We start from the raw sequence: 15,191 nt of genomic DNA on the forward strand, positions 1-15,191 counted from the left end.
CGCCTGAAGCTAGACACTTCGAAAAGCTGAAGGCGCTCGTTCAGCTCCGACAGGCATAAGACGCGCAGCGGAAAACGAGTGAACTTCCCCGTTTACCGATGTGTGGCTTATGACCCGAGGAGCTAGCGCCTGAAGCTAGACACTTCGAAAAGCTGAAGGCGCTCGTTCAGCTCCGACAGGCATAAGACGCGCAGCGGAAAACGGGTAGTTCCCCCGTTTACCGATGCGTCGCTTATGACCCGAGGAGTTAGCGCCTGAAGCTAGACACAAAAAAGCCTTCTATCATCATAGATAAGAAGGCTTTAGACAACTAAGCTTCTTATCTTCCCTGCACAATTGCAGGATGGATTTAGCACCTTTTCACTTTTGTGAAGGTTGCTGAGGTTTCTACGGGCCTGTTCCCTCCGCCTCTCTTGATAAGAATCCACGCTATTCAATTAATTATGACAACTTTACAAGAAACATTGCTGTTGTGTCAATAGGAGTGACGGATAAAATGCATATACAGGTAAACAAAAAAGACTGAGCATGTCTCAGTCTTCTTAATCGTTTCGCTGCGCTTCAGGCGAACGTTTTCCGCAGGGCCGGCGGTGAGCCTCCTCATCGCTTCGCGCCTGCGGGGTCTCACCTGTCCGGCTTCTCCTGCTGGAGGGAGTCGCCGCCTTCCGCTCCGCTACACTAAATATTACTATTAAAATCTGTGACAATTTTAATCAAAATTCTGTAAAAATTAGTCTAAAGATGTAATCCCTGGCAGTCTCCATTCTACTTCTTCTTCACCGATTGTGCCGAAGAGTTTGAATGCAGTTGTAGCTGCTGATTCGTATTGTAGTGAGCCTTCAGCTGTTTCGCCCGCAGCGATTGTCCATTCAGCTGCGTCGCCGTAAGCCGCTTTTTCTTCATCTGAAAGGTCAGTAAGTGAAAAGTCTTCTGAAGATAAGCTTACTTCCCCTTCACCATTGTTTGTCACGGTCATATTAATTTCGTAAACACGGTTTGTTTCATCGATCTGTTCTGCAACACCTGTATCAGTCACTGTCACTGTCAGGTCGCCTGATGTAACTTCGTCCCCTACTAGATAAAGCGTCGGCTCTGTGCTTTCTTCAGCCGCTTCCTCTGTTTCTGTTGAAGCCTCTTCTGCAGTCTCTTCCGTTGCTGCTTCTTCTGTTTCTGCAGGCTCTGATGATTCATCTGAGCACGCTGCAAGCATAAGTGCAGCTGCCATTGCAGATACTAACCAAAATTTCTTCATATGGAAAACCCTCCTGAATATGTATGTCTGTATCCAGTATGATTCGTAAGTCGAAACAATTCAACCATTTACCTTTAAAAGGAAATAAGTTCTAATCTTCTCTATCTTCGCAATATTTTGTTAGAATGCATGTAAAGGAGAGATGTCATATGTGCGGAAGGTTTTCTTTAGTCGAGGCAATGTACGATTTGCAGCAATATTACGCATTTGAAATGCGGGATGATTTCATTTACACACCTAATCAGAACCTGTCACCTAGCCAGCAGGCTGCAGCTATTGTCCAGCTAAATGGCAAGCGGTATCCAGCCTCTTTCAGATGGGGACTGATTCCACCTTTTGCAAAGGATGAAAAGATCGGTTATAAAACATTTAATGCCCGATCTGAAACGGTAGCGGAAAAACCAAGCTTTAAAAAAGCCTTTGCATCAAAGCGCTGTCTGATCCCTGCCACTTCATTTTACGAGTGGAAAAAGTCAGGGAAGGAAAAACAGCCTTATGAAATTAAAAGACGTGATGGTGATCCAATCACGTTTGCAGGTTTGTGGGAGTCCTGGCGGAATGGTGACGATATCGTCAGGAGCTTTACCATATTAACAACAGAACCAAATGATCTGATGGCTGATATTCATAATAGGATGCCTGTCATACTTGAGCGGAATGACTTCAATCAATGGCTGAATCCTGAAGAAGATCAAGCGTCACTCAGTCAACTGTTGAAACCATGCGTAAGTAAATTGCTGAGCGTCGAAGAAATATCTGGTGACAGATTTAAAAGATCCGGAACATCTTAAGAGAGACTCCGGATCTTTTGTCACACACCCTGCTTTTCAAAGCGGTGAAGTTTTCTATTCTCACCGATCACAATCAGCACATCATCTTTTTCAATTTTGTCTTCTCCGCTGGGCTGTACAAGCATGTCATGTCTTCTGTATATGCCGACAATGTTACAGCCAAAACGGTTTCGAACGTTAAGCGCAGCAATGGTTTTACCGATAATTTTAGGAGTTGCTTTAATCTCTACCATTGAATGCTCTTCCGTCAATTCAACATAATCAATAAAGTGTTTTGAGGCAAGTCTGTGAGCGATACGCCTGGCCATATCCTTTTCAGGACGGATGACGCGGGTGGCACCAATTTTCTCAAGTACCTTCTGATGATAGAGGCTTGATGCCTTTACCCAGATTTCTTTTACACCTAGGTCTGTCAATACAATGGTCGTTAATATACTCGCTTCAATATTCTCCCCGAAAGAAACAACGACCAGATCAAAGTTTCTGATCCCTGCCTGAATCAGAAGCTGCTCATCCTGTGCATCTCCCTGGATGACATGTGTGGCAATATCAAAGTATTTGTCAACTAACTCTGCATTGCGGTCCATCGCAAACACCTCTGCACCAATTTCGTGGAACTCCTCAACCAGGTGTCCGCCAAAACTGCCAAGCCCGAGCACTGCAAATTGTTTATTCATGTCAATCCTTCTTTCCTTTTCACTTACGTTTTAATATACAATTCTGGAAAGTTTGTCCTCTAAATGATTGATAAAAGTAAGTTTTTGCATCGTTTTAATCTGATGAAGAAATGGAGCATGCTCCGGCTTCACACCGGTTATTGTACACGCAGTTCCAAATAGTGAAAAGCTTTTTATCATTTTCATCAATTCTTCAACACCCGGCTGATCCATCATTCCGACGGATTGCAGATCAATAATGACCTCGTCAATGTGATCAGAATATAGATCAGATAAAATCCGCTGCTGATTATGATGAATCAAAGAAACACTTAAATCTCCAAAAATCGGAATCAGTACAACCTCATCTGTCAGCTGAATAACAGCAGTACTTAATTCACTGATTCTCACAAACGACCTTTCAAGTTCATTTTTCTTCAGAATCAGTTCCATATCACTTTCTTCAAGACGGCGCTGATGTTCCTTCACACGATTCATGAGTTGAACAACCATGTGGTCTTCCTGCTGAAGAATCACAACTGCCTGCTTTTCATCCCATTCAATCTTGACGGTAAACAGTGAAATAACCCCTTCTGCCGTGACCAAATTCAACTCTAACTTCTCTACATGCTCATCCTGCATAAATCTAACTGCTTTTTCACGGCTTTCATGATCAACCCAGTTGAGAAATGAAGCGGACCTGCCAAATAGTTTTAATGCTTTGCCAGAAGCTTCAATTATATTTAAAGAATGATCAATGACTACCACAGGCATAGGCATGGCATCAAGGTGGATCAACTTTTATTTTCCTCCTTTAGCGCGATCTGTCAGCCAGGCAGATAGCTCGCTTCCTTCCTGAATGATCGTAACTTTAGCACCATCAGCCTTATCTAACAACTGATCAGGCAACGACAGAAAACGCCCGCCAATTAAAAGCTCGATATTTTCAAAGCGTTCCATCAGTCTCTGTATATAAGAAGGAACTTTCTCTCCCTGTTTCAGCATACTCGCTGACATACCAATGATATCCGGCTCCCAGTTCACTGCCATTGTAAGTACAAACTCAACTGGAAGATTTGCACCCATCAGGCGTACCTCATATCCATTTTCCTCAAAAATCTGAGCGATCATACGGATCCCCAGGTCATGCTCTTCCTGCTCAACACAGAAAAACAAAGCTCTCCCCTGATCCTGCTCTCTATTTTTAATTCTTGGCAATAACACTTCATGTTTATAGCGTGCGAGTGTAAAATCACATGTAGTCGTTGCGAGGTGCTCATCAGCTACTGAAATTTCGTTCTCCTGCCACTTCATTCCGATCTCTACCATTGCCGGTGTCAGCAGCTGATAAAATATATCTTCTGTAGACGTTCCTTTTTCAACTTCACTCATCACATATTCCCATGCCTTTTCCTGATCTCCATCAAGCAGGACATGCGTGAAATCCGATACGGTTTCCATCATATAATCACTCCTTATCCATTCGAGTGTCTAACTTATATACAGATTCTCGTTGTTCTGTTAGCGAAAGTCAACTATTCCACTTTCAGGATTCAGACTGACCGCCATTCACCGCGGTACATTGTCACTTCTTCAAGTTCTACACCGAGTTCCTTTGCATAACGCTTGATTTTTTTCACTTCTCCCGGCGTAACGAATGTTAAAACAGTCCCTTTTGCACCTGCGCGTCCTGTTCTGCCTGAACGGTGGATGTATTGGTCAAGCGATTCTGCAGCGTCCATATGGATGACGTACGTTACCTCTTCAATATCCAGCCCTCTCGTTGCCAGATCAGTTGCCAACAGAAGCGGCAGCTCGCCTTTACGGAACTTCCGCATTGCACGTGCCCGCTCTTCCTTTGTTAAATCACTGTGCAGCACAGCAATCTCCAGGTTTTTATAGTTCAGCTTTTCCGCTGCAGTCATCACATCAAGTACTTCCTGCATAAATGCCAGTGACTTTTCCAGTTTCATTGAATCCATTCTTACCATTCTCCGGATCATATCGATCTTTTCACGATTCTCACACACCATATATTGATGGCGCACATCACCCTGCTGAATTTCCTTACGGCCAATCTTAATGATCTCAGGAGACTTCATGATCCCCTTACCGTCTTCAATGACTTCCTCAGGCAGTGTAGCAGAGAACATCGCCATCTGCCTCTGGTCTGCAAGTGTACTTTTGATAATCTGTCCAATTGATTCTTTATGTTCAGGTAAAAGCAGCTGATCCGCTTCATCAAGAATGATCGTCTTAATCTCATGCGTTTTTAGTTTCTTTTGCTTAATCAGCTCAAGAATGCGCCCTGGTGTTCCTACAATCACGTGAGGCTGCTTTTTTAACTTTTCAAGCTGTCTTTTCGGATTCGCTCCACCGATAATTGATGCGGATTTCATTCCTTCATCCTTTCCCCATTGCTGCAGTACATCAAGTATCTGCATTGAAAGCTCTTTAGAAGGCGCAAGGATCAATGCCTGCGGAAGCTTCTGGTCTGTATGAAGGTTTTCAATTAGAGGCAGCACATAAGAAAGTGTCTTCCCTGTTCCTGTAGGGGATTCTGCAATCACATCTTTTCCTTCAGTCAAAAGCGGTATTACCTTCTCCTGAACTGCTGTCATTTTTTCAAATCCTGTGTCATTCCATTTATTTAGTGTTTTTTCAAGCATCTTATCCACTCTCCGTTCATCTCATTGCTTATTATTGTACCATTTTCATTACATTTACGCAGATAGGAGAAAATTCAGTATAATTGGGGAATATAGAATAATAGAAGAGAAAGAGAGGAGCATACATATGACGGAATTTTTCAGGCTTTTAAAAGGTGGGAATAAACCATCATTACTTGCTGCGATTGTAAACACTTTTATTGGGTTACTCAAAATGGTCGCATACCTGTTGACCGGAAATATTGCGATGTTTGCAGAGATGATGCACTCATTTGGAGATGCAGCCAATCAGTTCTTTGTATTTATCGGTTCAGCATTGTCAAAAAAAGCGCCTACCCCGCGCTTCCCAAATGGATTTGGGAGAGTCGTGAATCTGGTTTGCCTTGGCGCTGTGATCATTGTGGGCATACTTTCATATGAAGCCATTAAAGAAGGAATTCATCACATCCTTCATCCCGTAGAAACGGCCGGTCTTCCCATTATCCTTGGCGTACTTGGAATCGGCGTGGTACTTGAACTGTTTGTATTTTATAAGGCCGGGAAAGAAGTGCTTCATGAAGCAGGAGTTACAAGCAAAGGCTTAACTGTTTTTACAAAAAGCGTTACACACCTTAAGCAGGCAAAACCTGCAACAAAACTCGTTTATATGGAGGACTTTGTTGCAACAAGCGGTGGCATACTCGCGATTATCGCTGTATTAATTGCCCACTTCACGGGATTAGGGCAGACTGAAGGAATCGCTTCAATTATCATTGGACTAATGATGTTTTATGTTGTTGGACGTGTATTTCTTGAAAACGCCCGGGGAGCAATCGGGGAAACGGATGAAGAAATGCGCGTTCATATCAGTGAAATTATTTTAAATGATGAGCACGTGAAGGACATCAAGCGCCTGCAGGTTATTAAAGAAGGGGAAAGTCTGCATGTGGAAACCGTAATTGAAGTGGACAATACCATCTCAGTTGCTGCAGCAGATGATATCCGCGACCGTCTGAAGCTGTTGATTTATGCGCAAAAGAGTGTTTCTGATGTTGTAATATCATTTGATGAAGACAATATGAAACCGGATTGGCAGCCGCTTTAATAAAGAAAAGCGGAAGCAGGCGTTCAGGTTCGACAAGCATAAGATGTGATGAGAGAAATGGGCGATCTTCCCCATTTTCTCATCGCAGCTTATGACTCGAGGGTCTAGGCGCTGGAGCTGGACACAAAGAAAAGCGGAAGCGCCTTGTTCAGACCTGACAAGCATAAGGCGACCTGAGAAATGGGCGGTCTTACCCATTTTCTCAGGTTGACTTATGACTCGAGGGTCTAGGCGCTGGAGCTGGACACAAAACATGAGAGGAGAGACCCCCTCATTTTTCATGACCCCATCAGCTGTTCTTTCAGCTGACTCCGCTGCAGGTCAGCATAGAAGCCGTTTTGCTTCAGCAGCTCTTCATGATTTCCTTTTTCAATCAGCTGTCCATTGTTAAGCACCAGTATCTGATCAGCGCTTTGAATTGTATTCAGTCTGTGGGCAATGACGATGCTTGTCCTGCCCTTCATCAGCGCTTCAAGCGCTTCCTGAATTTTGATTTCAGTCACTGTATCAATACTTGAAGTAGCTTCATCAAGAATCAACAATTCAGGGTCTGCCAGCATCGCTCTGGCAATTGCAAGAAGCTGACGCTGCCCCTGACTGATTCCTTCTCCGTCTGCCTTCAGCACCGTATCATATCCATCAGGCATTTTCCTGATAAAGCTGTCAGCGTTTGCCATTGCTGCAGCTTTTTCAACCTCCTGATCGGTTGCAGTTAGTTTTCCGTAACGGATGTTTTCACGGATGGTGCCCTGAAAAAGAATAGAATCCTGAAGCACAAAAGCCATATGACTTCTCAGGCTTGACCGCTTGATATTCGTCAGGTCTATCCCATCGATCAGCACCTTCCCTCCTGTCGGATTATAAAAGCGCGAGAGCAGGTTAATAATTGTAGTCTTACCTGCACCTGTAGGACCAACCAGTGCGATCGTTTCACCAGGTGAAGCTTTAAATGAGATGCCTTTTAAAATCGGCTCATCTTCTTCATAAGAAAAAGAAACGTTTTCAAATACGACATATCCGTCCAGCTTTTCAAGATCACGGGCAGCTTTTTCATCTTTTCTTTCTTCATTTTCATTCATAATATCAAATACGCGTTCAGCACCAGCGACCGCTGATAACAGCGTATTAAACTGATTCGCCAGATCGTTCAGCGGTCTAGTGAACTGTCTTGAATATTCCACAAAGATCACGATGACCCCAATTGTAATATAACCATTCAGTGCCAACACACCGCCAATCAGCGCAATCACTGCAAAGCTCAGGTTATTTAAGAAGTTCATCAGCTTCGGGATAAATCCTGAAAATGTCTGGGCCCAGAACCCCGCAAGCCTCAGCTTTTCATTTTTTTCTTCAAATTGATGAATGACCCGGTCTTCCTGGGAAAATGTTTTAATAATCCTCTGACCTGATAAAGTTTCCTGAATGTAGCCGTTTAAATCTCCAAGATTTCGCTGCTGTTCTTTAAACAGTCTTCCCGTTCTCTTCGTAATCCATTTCAGTCCAAAGACCATTGCCGGAATCACAAGCACTGTAATGAGTGTTAACAACGGGCTTAAATAAAGCATAACGCCAACCGTTCCAACCAGCGTCAGTATACTTGAGACAATCTGAATCACAGAACTGTTAAGCGTCGAACTGACATTTTCCATATCATTTGTCACACGACTCATTAATTCACCGTGCTGTCTTTTATCGAAAAAAGGAATTGGCAGCTTCTGCAGATGGTTAAATAACTGGGTTCTCATTGTAAAGACCGTCTGCTGTGCAATTCTGACCATCCACATCGCCTGAAACCACATAGACAGTGAATAAACAACGTACACCGCTCCAAGCACCCAGATCAGCTGAAGCAGTCCTTCAATATCTCCCGAAACAATGTAGTCATCAATCGCCATCCCAACAAGGAACGGTCCCAGCAGTGCCATAGCTGAACTGATTACCACCATTAATAGCACAAGATAAAGCTTCAATTTGTTCATTGACAGGTAATGCCAGATCTTCTTAACAGTCCCGGTAAAATCATCCGCTTTACGTTTTTTGGATCCGGCAGCTGCTTCCTCGATTTCATCAAGTGATCTCCTTTTATATTGAAAAGGACGTCTGATTTCATTCAGCATACGGTAGTGCCTCCTTACCAGCTTGGGATTCAACGATTTTTCTGTAAAGATCTGACTCTTTTACAAGCTCATCATGGTGCCCCTGATCAAGCAGCTTACCATCTTCAATCAGCAGAATTCTGTCTGAAGCCATTGTCGTACTGATTTTCTGGGTAATCATGATCGTTGTGCATGAAAGCTCTTCAAGCGCCTGAAGCAGCTTTGCCTCCGTTTTCATATCCAGTGCGCTTGTACTGTCATCCAGCAGCAGAATAACCGGCTTTTTCACCAGTGCCCTTGCAATCGATAGCCGTTGTTTTTGTCCTCCTGACAGGTTAACGCCTTTTTGACCAAGAACTGTCTCATACTGCTTTGGCAGGCTCATGATTGTATCGTGAATCTGCGCACGCTTTGCAGCTTCCTGTACCTCTTCAAATGTAGCGTGTTCATTTCCCCACTTAATATTTTCCTGAATTGTACCGGTGAAAAGCATCGCTTCCTGGGGTACAAAACCAATTTGATTTCTAAGGTGTTTTAACGTCATATCACTGATTGGATGTCCATCAATTCTGATGGTTCCTTCGTTTACATCATATAGCCTCGGAATCAGCTGGAAAATGGTTGATTTACCTGAACCCGTGCCTCCAAGCACTGATACTCTTTCGCCTGCTTTTACGGCAAAAGACAAATCATCAATGATTTTCATTGAAGTCTCCGGATATGTAAAACTGACATGATCAAATGATATTTCACCTTTTTTGATGGTAAAGTTTTTGCTTGAAGTCTGGTCATACAGATCAATGTCTGTATTCAGCACATCACCAATTCTTGTACTTGATGCTTTTGCACGCGAAAATACCATGATGATCATCGTGACAATTGAAAGTGCACCGGTCATTCTGGTCGCATAGTTTACAATCGCTACTACTTCCCCTACACTTGCGCCTCCGGTATTCACTTCAACCGTTCCAAACCAGAGAATGACAAGTATACTGATATTCATTAAAAGCAAGATGACCGGCATCGTCACCTCAATCAGGCGCAGCGCTGAAACGGTTTTATCCATCAGCTGCTCACTCGATTGACGGAACCTTTTCATTTCATGCTTTCCTCTTAAAAAGGCTTTAATCAGGCGGATCCCGCTCAGATTCTCCTGCATCACATTATTTACATGGTCCAGACGTTCCTGAACAGATTTGAACAGATTTCCTGCTTTACTCATAACAACAATTAAAAACAGGATTAATACCGGAACCGAAATCACAAGAACCAGTGCAAGCATCGGATTGACAAGCAGCGCCATAATGACACTTCCGATCACGAGCAGCGGCGCACGCATCATAATTCTCAAACTCATAAATACTGTGTTTTGAAGCATCGTGACATCATTTGTCAGACGCGTGATCAATGAAGATGTTGGAAAAACACTGAAGTTTGAAAAAGAGAAATCTTGCACTCTTTTATACAGTGCCTCTCTGATATCAAAGCCAAAGCTTTGGCTGACATGTGAAGAATAAAAGGAGTTAGTCACACCGGCTGCAAATGCGGCGAGCGAACAGCCGACAAGTACCGCCCCCCACATCATGACGGCGGACAAATCATTTTGAAGAATTCCCTGGTCAATAATATAAGAAATAATTAAAGGCTGAACCAGTTCAACTGCCAGTTCGGTCAACATTAATAAAAGTGCAATGATAATAGCGACTTTATAAGGTGTTAAAAATGAAGTGATTTTTGTCATGCGCATTCTTCCTTCCAGAACATTTGAGACTCGAAATACCTACTCGTACTGTACCATAATTTTGCGACTTTTCAGAGAGATTTGGTGACCGGACTGTTGAATTAAGTCATCTTACTACGATGTTCTCATACCAAAACAGCAAAAGAGCCAGGCTCAGGAGCCAGACTCTTTTGTTTCATCGTTTTCCATTTCAACTGTTTCGTTCTTTTCTTCATCAACCCACTTTTTCTGGTAAAAGCGTACTTTCACAAGATCACGGGTTTTCTTTTTCGTCAGGACATACAGCGTGTCCCCTTCTTTCAGTCTCGTCACTCCGGTTGGTGTGAGAATCTTTTCTTTCCTGATGACTGCAGTAATAAGCGTATATTTAGGTAATGTAATATCAGCCAGTTTCATTCCGGCAACCGCCGCTTCTTTTGGTATGGTTAATTCAACCATTTCTGATTCTGTTTTACCAAGCGCGATTAACTCGAGGCTATATGGACTCTGCGGCTTGTCATCACCTGCAAGACCAAGCTTATTCCCAAGCCAGGAGAGCGTTCCACCCTGAATTAAAGCTGAAGTCAAAACAACGAAGAATACAGTATTAAAAATCAGCATCGCATTATCAACACCGGCAACAATTGGATAAGTCGCTAATACGATCGGTACGGCTCCTTTTAAGCCCGCCCATGAAATAAAGAGCTTTTCTTTCCCATTATATTTCATTCCTATCATACTCAGAAAAACCCCTATCGGCCGTGCAATCAGCATCAGAATCAATGATAGCAGCATGCCCTGCCAGATGACTTCAAGCAGCTGATTCGGAAATACGAGCAGACCCAGCATAATAAACATGACAATCTGCATCATCCAGGCAAATCCTTCATTAAACCTTAGAATTGAATGACGATAAGGAATTTCATAATTCCCAACAACAACCGCCATTATATAAACAGCTAATAGACCACTACCGCCTATAAAAGTAGTACCTGAATATGTAAAAATTGCAAAAGATAAAGCCAGAACAGGATATAAACCTGATGCATCCAAGTTGATCTTCGTAATTGCAAAAACCGTCAGTCTTCCAAGTACAAGCCCAGCAATCAAACCGACAGACATTTGAATGATAAACCCTGAGATCATTGACCAGACCCCTGTCTCAGGTATTTGAATCAGTTCAATAAACATCACTGTCAAAAAAACAGCCATCGGATCGTTTGTACCTGATTCAGCTTCAAGTGTGGAAGTCAGTTTTGCTTTAATATTCTTTGTGCCAAGCACTGAAAAAACAGCCGCAGCATCTGTAGAGCCAACAATGGCACCAAGTAATAATCCTTCAAGCCATGAAAGGTCCAGTATCCATACAGCAGCTACACCAACAATTCCAGATGTAATCAGAACACCTGCTGTCGCGAGTGAGGTCGATGCACCAACTACAGGTCTGATGCTTTGCCAGCTGGTCTGTGTACCACCTTCAAAAAGAATAATAATAAGTGCTAATATCCCAACAAGCTGGACAAATTCTGTGTTTTCAAAGTAGATAATTTCACTGAGAAGCATACCGGCAATTAAGAAAAGTACTAGAGAAGGCATTCCTAGACGCGAAGAAAACTTTGTAGCAGCTACACCGATAATGAGCATGGCAGCCATAAGAAAAATCAAACCGTCTACCGTAAAATCCACGGACTCACTCCTTTAAATCATGCGATCATTAAATTATATCAAAAAACAATTTCAAAAACGCTTGTGAAGCATTATACATACAAAACACACCCGGTTGGTTTCTTCAATACCACCCGGGTGTTTCAATAACTCATTCAGCTTAAAGCTTTCACTAATGCGTTTCCGTATGCAGGTAAATCAGGCGGTCTTCTGCTTGAAATAATATGTCCGTCAGTCACAACCGCTTCATCATGCCAAATCGCCCCTGCGTTGGTCATATCATCTTTAATACCAGGCGTACTTGTAACATTGACACCTTTTAATATATCAGCTGAAATCAGCACCCAGCCTGCATGACAGATCTGTCCAATCATTTTCTGGTGCTGATTCATATGCTGAACCATTTCAATCACTTCTTTATATCTTCTTAATTTATCTGGTGACCAGCCACCCGGAACTAAAATTCCATCATATTCGCTTACGTTAATTTCACTAAATGCATAATCACTTACAGCAGGAACGCCATATTTACCTTTATATTCATGTCCATTTTTTTCACCTACGATATGCACAACCACGCCTTCTTCCCGCAGTCGCATAACCGGATACCAAAGCTCCAGATCTTCAAAATCATCACTTACAAGTGCAATTACTTTTTTAGCATTCAAATTCATTTGATTACCTCCTCATTTACTGCTTTCGTACATACCATTACCGCTTTGATGTATACTGAAACAATAACACATGAAAGGTGGACATTCATATGAACATTACAGCTTATACAGTTGAAAAAATAAATGACGCGTTTGGTATTCTATCGGGAGACCGCTTTGAATTTATGCTTGAGCTTGCAAAGGATGAAGAAGATGAACTTTTTCAGGATGGCGATGTCAGCATTAAAGCGCTTTTTAAGGTTGAAGACGACGAAGAACAATTGATGAAGTATGATTTGATCAAAAGCAGTGATGGCGAGGTTTTAAGTTTCGAACTTGAAGAGGAAGAAATCGAAACCGTCAAAGCATTCTGCAGTGAACACTGGCAGGAAGCGAAGGAAGACTAATCATTCATTTCAGGAATGAAATCATATAATAGATACGAGGTATTTATTTAATTTTTATTGAAATTTTAGTGAAGCGTAGCGAAACGCTTAAGAGACTGAAGATTTTTTCAGTCTCTTTTTATTATCCAAATTACAAGAATCGTCAAAAAATTTTCTTGACTCGAAATACATATTCCCATAATATTATGATGAATTGATTATTACTTTATACCCATATAACTAGAGGAAAGGATGACACGATGAAGGGGTCCGTAGGTCAAAAGCTGGTTTCTGCTTTCCTGATCGTTGCACTGATTTTTGCAGCCTCAGGCGTTTATTCTTATATTAATATGCGTGCAATGAGCCAGACATTTGCAGATGTCACTGAGTCACTTTTTGAAGCACGAGCTGCCATACTTGAATTAGAAAGCACTGTTCACGAACAAAACAGTACATACAGAGGTTATATGTTATCTTCTCAGACCATTTACCTGGATAATTTTTATGAATTGAATACATTAACAGCGGAGCTCAGTAATCGGGTTGAATCGTTAATGAATGATGAAAGCTCTCTGCAGCTCCTCTCTTCGATTCGTACTAAAAATGCTGAGATGCTGACAATTGGTGAAGACCTGCTGCCTTTATTTGAATCAAACCCTGATATTGCAAGGGTCAGAGCAACTGGTACAATGACGCCGCTTGCAAATCAACTCGCAGGTGAAGCAAATGAAATGATCGATATGATTAATGCAGATATTTCATCTACATTGGCTGAGTCCAACGCTTCAATTGCACAGGCACGTACACTTTCAACTATTATGATGGGTGCAGCTTTTATCATTGCGATTTTACTTGGTGTTATTTTAACTTCACGCATTACAAAGCCGCTTAAGGCAATGACTGCGATGGCAGAACGGGTAGCTGATGGAAACTTAACTGATCAGCCTGTACCGATGAAAGGAAAAGATGAAATCGCTAAGCTTCAGCATTCATTTATTGCGATGCAGGATAATCTGAAAGATTTAATTCAGCAGATTTCACTTAACTCTGCTCAGGTGGCCGCTTCATCAGAAGAGCTTTCAGCTAATGCTGAACAGACTTCAAGAGCAACTGAACAGACTGCAGGGTCAATTGAAGAAATCTCTAGAGGTTCTGAAAATCAGGTGACTGCTGCTGACAGAAGCGTGGAATCTCTTCGTAATGTCACGCTCGGTATTCAGACAATTGCTGAGAGTGCCAATGTGATAGAAAATTATTCTAATGAGTCCCTCTCTCATGCAAATGAAGGCGGTACTTTAGTCAAAAATACAGTAGATAAAATGGAATTAATCAGTGAACGCGTTGGAGAATCTGACCATGCGATTCAGAACCTGTCATCACGGACAAATGAAATTGGTTCAATCCTTGAAGTAATCAGGGGTATCGCAGATCAGACAAACCTTCTGGCGCTGAATGCAGCAATTGAAGCTGCACGTGCCGGCGAACATGGTAAAGGATTCGCAGTAGTCGCTGATGAAGTCAGAAAGCTTGCAGAACAATCTGCCGGTTCTACTCACAAAATTAATGATCTCATTGCTGAAATGCAAAAAGATTCTTCAAGATCAGTTGAAACAATGAATCTGGTTAAAGCGGAAGTTGAACGCGGTATCACCTCTGCACAGGAAACACGTGAGAAATTCCAGCTCATCGTAGGTTCAGTGGAACAGATGACGACACAAATTGAGCAGATGAACGAAACAGCACAATCGATTGCTGCAAAATCAGATGAAGTAACTGAAACGGTTGGCAGCATGACCGGAATTGCAAAGGATACAAACGATCATTCTGCAAGCGTCAGTGCCGCTGCCCAGCAAACACTCGCATCTATGGAAGAAGTCACAGCCTCTGCCTCAGCATTAACCGGTATGGCAGAAGAACTTCAGGATCTGATTGCAAGGTTCGAACTGCCGGCTGAAGTCACTTCTGAAGACAATAAATTATTTGAAGAACCTGCCTTTGAAGATGAGCAAGGCGAAGAGATGGATAGAGACACTTTTGTAGATGAGTATAATTATGAAAGTGAAGACGATAAGACAGATGAACAAGAGCAACAGTCAAAAATATCATAGAACAGCTAAAAGGCCGGGACGTTTTTTACTTTGTCCCGGCCTTTTGATTATTGTCGTTTTCTTCTCGTTAACAGCAGCCCTACCAGAAAGAAATTGCTGTCGCAGTCAATT

General features: G+C 42.4%; 13 protein-coding genes and 1 riboswitch. Of the genes, 4 read left to right on the forward strand and 9 right to left on the reverse strand.

Annotated elements, in window-relative coordinates; translation table 11 throughout:
* Positions 1-316: 316 nt before the first annotated feature.
* A riboswitch (SAM riboswitch) is annotated at positions 317-423 on the reverse strand.
* Between the two features lie 307 nt (positions 424-730).
* Positions 731-1,252, reverse strand: coding sequence for a DUF4352 domain-containing protein (locus tag ACH6CZ_RS14250; protein WP_374098129.1), 522 nt, complete (start codon positions 1,250-1,252; stop codon positions 731-733).
* Positions 1,253-1,401: 149 nt separating this feature from the next.
* On the opposite strand from ACH6CZ_RS14250, the gene ACH6CZ_RS14255 reads away from it, so the two are divergent.
* Positions 1,402-2,043, forward strand: a complete 642-nt coding sequence (locus tag ACH6CZ_RS14255; RefSeq protein ID WP_374098130.1) for an SOS response-associated peptidase — start codon at positions 1,402-1,404, stop codon at positions 2,041-2,043.
* 20 nt (positions 2,044-2,063) lie between these two features.
* Here ACH6CZ_RS14255 and ACH6CZ_RS14260 read toward each other — a convergent pair whose 3' ends face one another.
* The 4 genes from ACH6CZ_RS14260 to ACH6CZ_RS14275 form a co-directional block, all read right to left on the reverse strand.
* On the reverse strand, positions 2,064-2,720 hold the full coding sequence (locus ACH6CZ_RS14260) for a potassium channel family protein (RefSeq protein WP_374098131.1): 657 nt from the start codon (positions 2,718-2,720) through the stop codon (positions 2,064-2,066).
* Positions 2,721-2,750: 30 nt separating this feature from the next.
* On the reverse strand, positions 2,751-3,497 hold the full coding sequence (locus ACH6CZ_RS14265) for an STAS domain-containing protein (RefSeq protein WP_374098132.1): 747 nt from the start codon (positions 3,495-3,497) through the stop codon (positions 2,751-2,753).
* 3 nt (positions 3,498-3,500) lie between these two features.
* The gene (locus ACH6CZ_RS14270) at positions 3,501-4,160 is read right to left on the reverse strand and encodes a cobalamin B12-binding domain-containing protein (protein ID WP_374098133.1); all 660 of its coding nucleotides are present in this window, start codon (positions 4,158-4,160) and stop codon (positions 3,501-3,503) included.
* A 92-nt stretch (positions 4,161-4,252) separates the two neighbouring features.
* On the reverse strand, positions 4,253-5,368 hold the full coding sequence (locus tag ACH6CZ_RS14275) for a DEAD/DEAH box helicase (protein WP_374098134.1): 1,116 nt from the start codon (positions 5,366-5,368) through the stop codon (positions 4,253-4,255).
* 127 nt (positions 5,369-5,495) lie between these two features.
* Between ACH6CZ_RS14275 and ACH6CZ_RS14280 the strand changes: the two genes are divergently transcribed.
* Entirely contained in the window at positions 5,496-6,452 is a 957-nt protein-coding gene (locus tag ACH6CZ_RS14280; protein ID WP_374098135.1) for a cation diffusion facilitator family transporter, read from the forward strand.
* A 278-nt stretch (positions 6,453-6,730) separates the two neighbouring features.
* Here the strand turns inward: ACH6CZ_RS14280 and ACH6CZ_RS14285 are convergent, their stop codons facing one another.
* From ACH6CZ_RS14285 to ACH6CZ_RS14300, 4 genes are all read right to left on the reverse strand, one after another.
* A complete protein-coding gene (locus tag ACH6CZ_RS14285) occupies positions 6,731-8,569 on the reverse strand; it encodes an ABC transporter ATP-binding protein (protein WP_374098136.1) in 1,839 nt (612 codons plus the stop codon).
* Entirely contained in the window at positions 8,559-10,289 is a 1,731-nt protein-coding gene (locus ACH6CZ_RS14290) for an ABC transporter ATP-binding protein (protein WP_374098137.1), read from the reverse strand. The genes ACH6CZ_RS14285 and ACH6CZ_RS14290 overlap by 11 nt, the downstream gene beginning before the upstream one ends.
* 153 nt (positions 10,290-10,442) lie before the next feature.
* The gene (locus ACH6CZ_RS14295) at positions 10,443-11,954 is read right to left on the reverse strand and encodes a potassium/proton antiporter (protein WP_374098138.1); all 1,512 of its coding nucleotides are present in this window, start codon (positions 11,952-11,954) and stop codon (positions 10,443-10,445) included.
* Between the two features lie 134 nt (positions 11,955-12,088).
* Complete coding sequence (locus ACH6CZ_RS14300) at positions 12,089-12,607, reverse strand: type 1 glutamine amidotransferase domain-containing protein (protein ID WP_374098139.1); 519 nt, start codon at positions 12,605-12,607, stop codon at positions 12,089-12,091.
* Between the two features lie 89 nt (positions 12,608-12,696).
* Between ACH6CZ_RS14300 and ACH6CZ_RS14305 the strand changes: the two genes are divergently transcribed.
* Positions 12,697-12,993, forward strand: a complete 297-nt coding sequence (locus tag ACH6CZ_RS14305) for a DUF6509 family protein (protein ID WP_374098140.1) — start codon at positions 12,697-12,699, stop codon at positions 12,991-12,993.
* Between the two features lie 239 nt (positions 12,994-13,232).
* A complete protein-coding gene (locus ACH6CZ_RS14310) occupies positions 13,233-15,080 on the forward strand; it encodes a methyl-accepting chemotaxis protein (RefSeq protein WP_374098141.1) in 1,848 nt (615 codons plus the stop codon).
* Positions 15,081-15,191 lie beyond the last annotated feature (111 nt).

The sequence above is a fragment of the Jeotgalibacillus sp. JSM ZJ347 genome (assembly GCF_044383825.1).
GTDB lineage: Bacteria > Bacillota > Bacilli > Bacillales > Jeotgalibacillaceae > Jeotgalibacillus.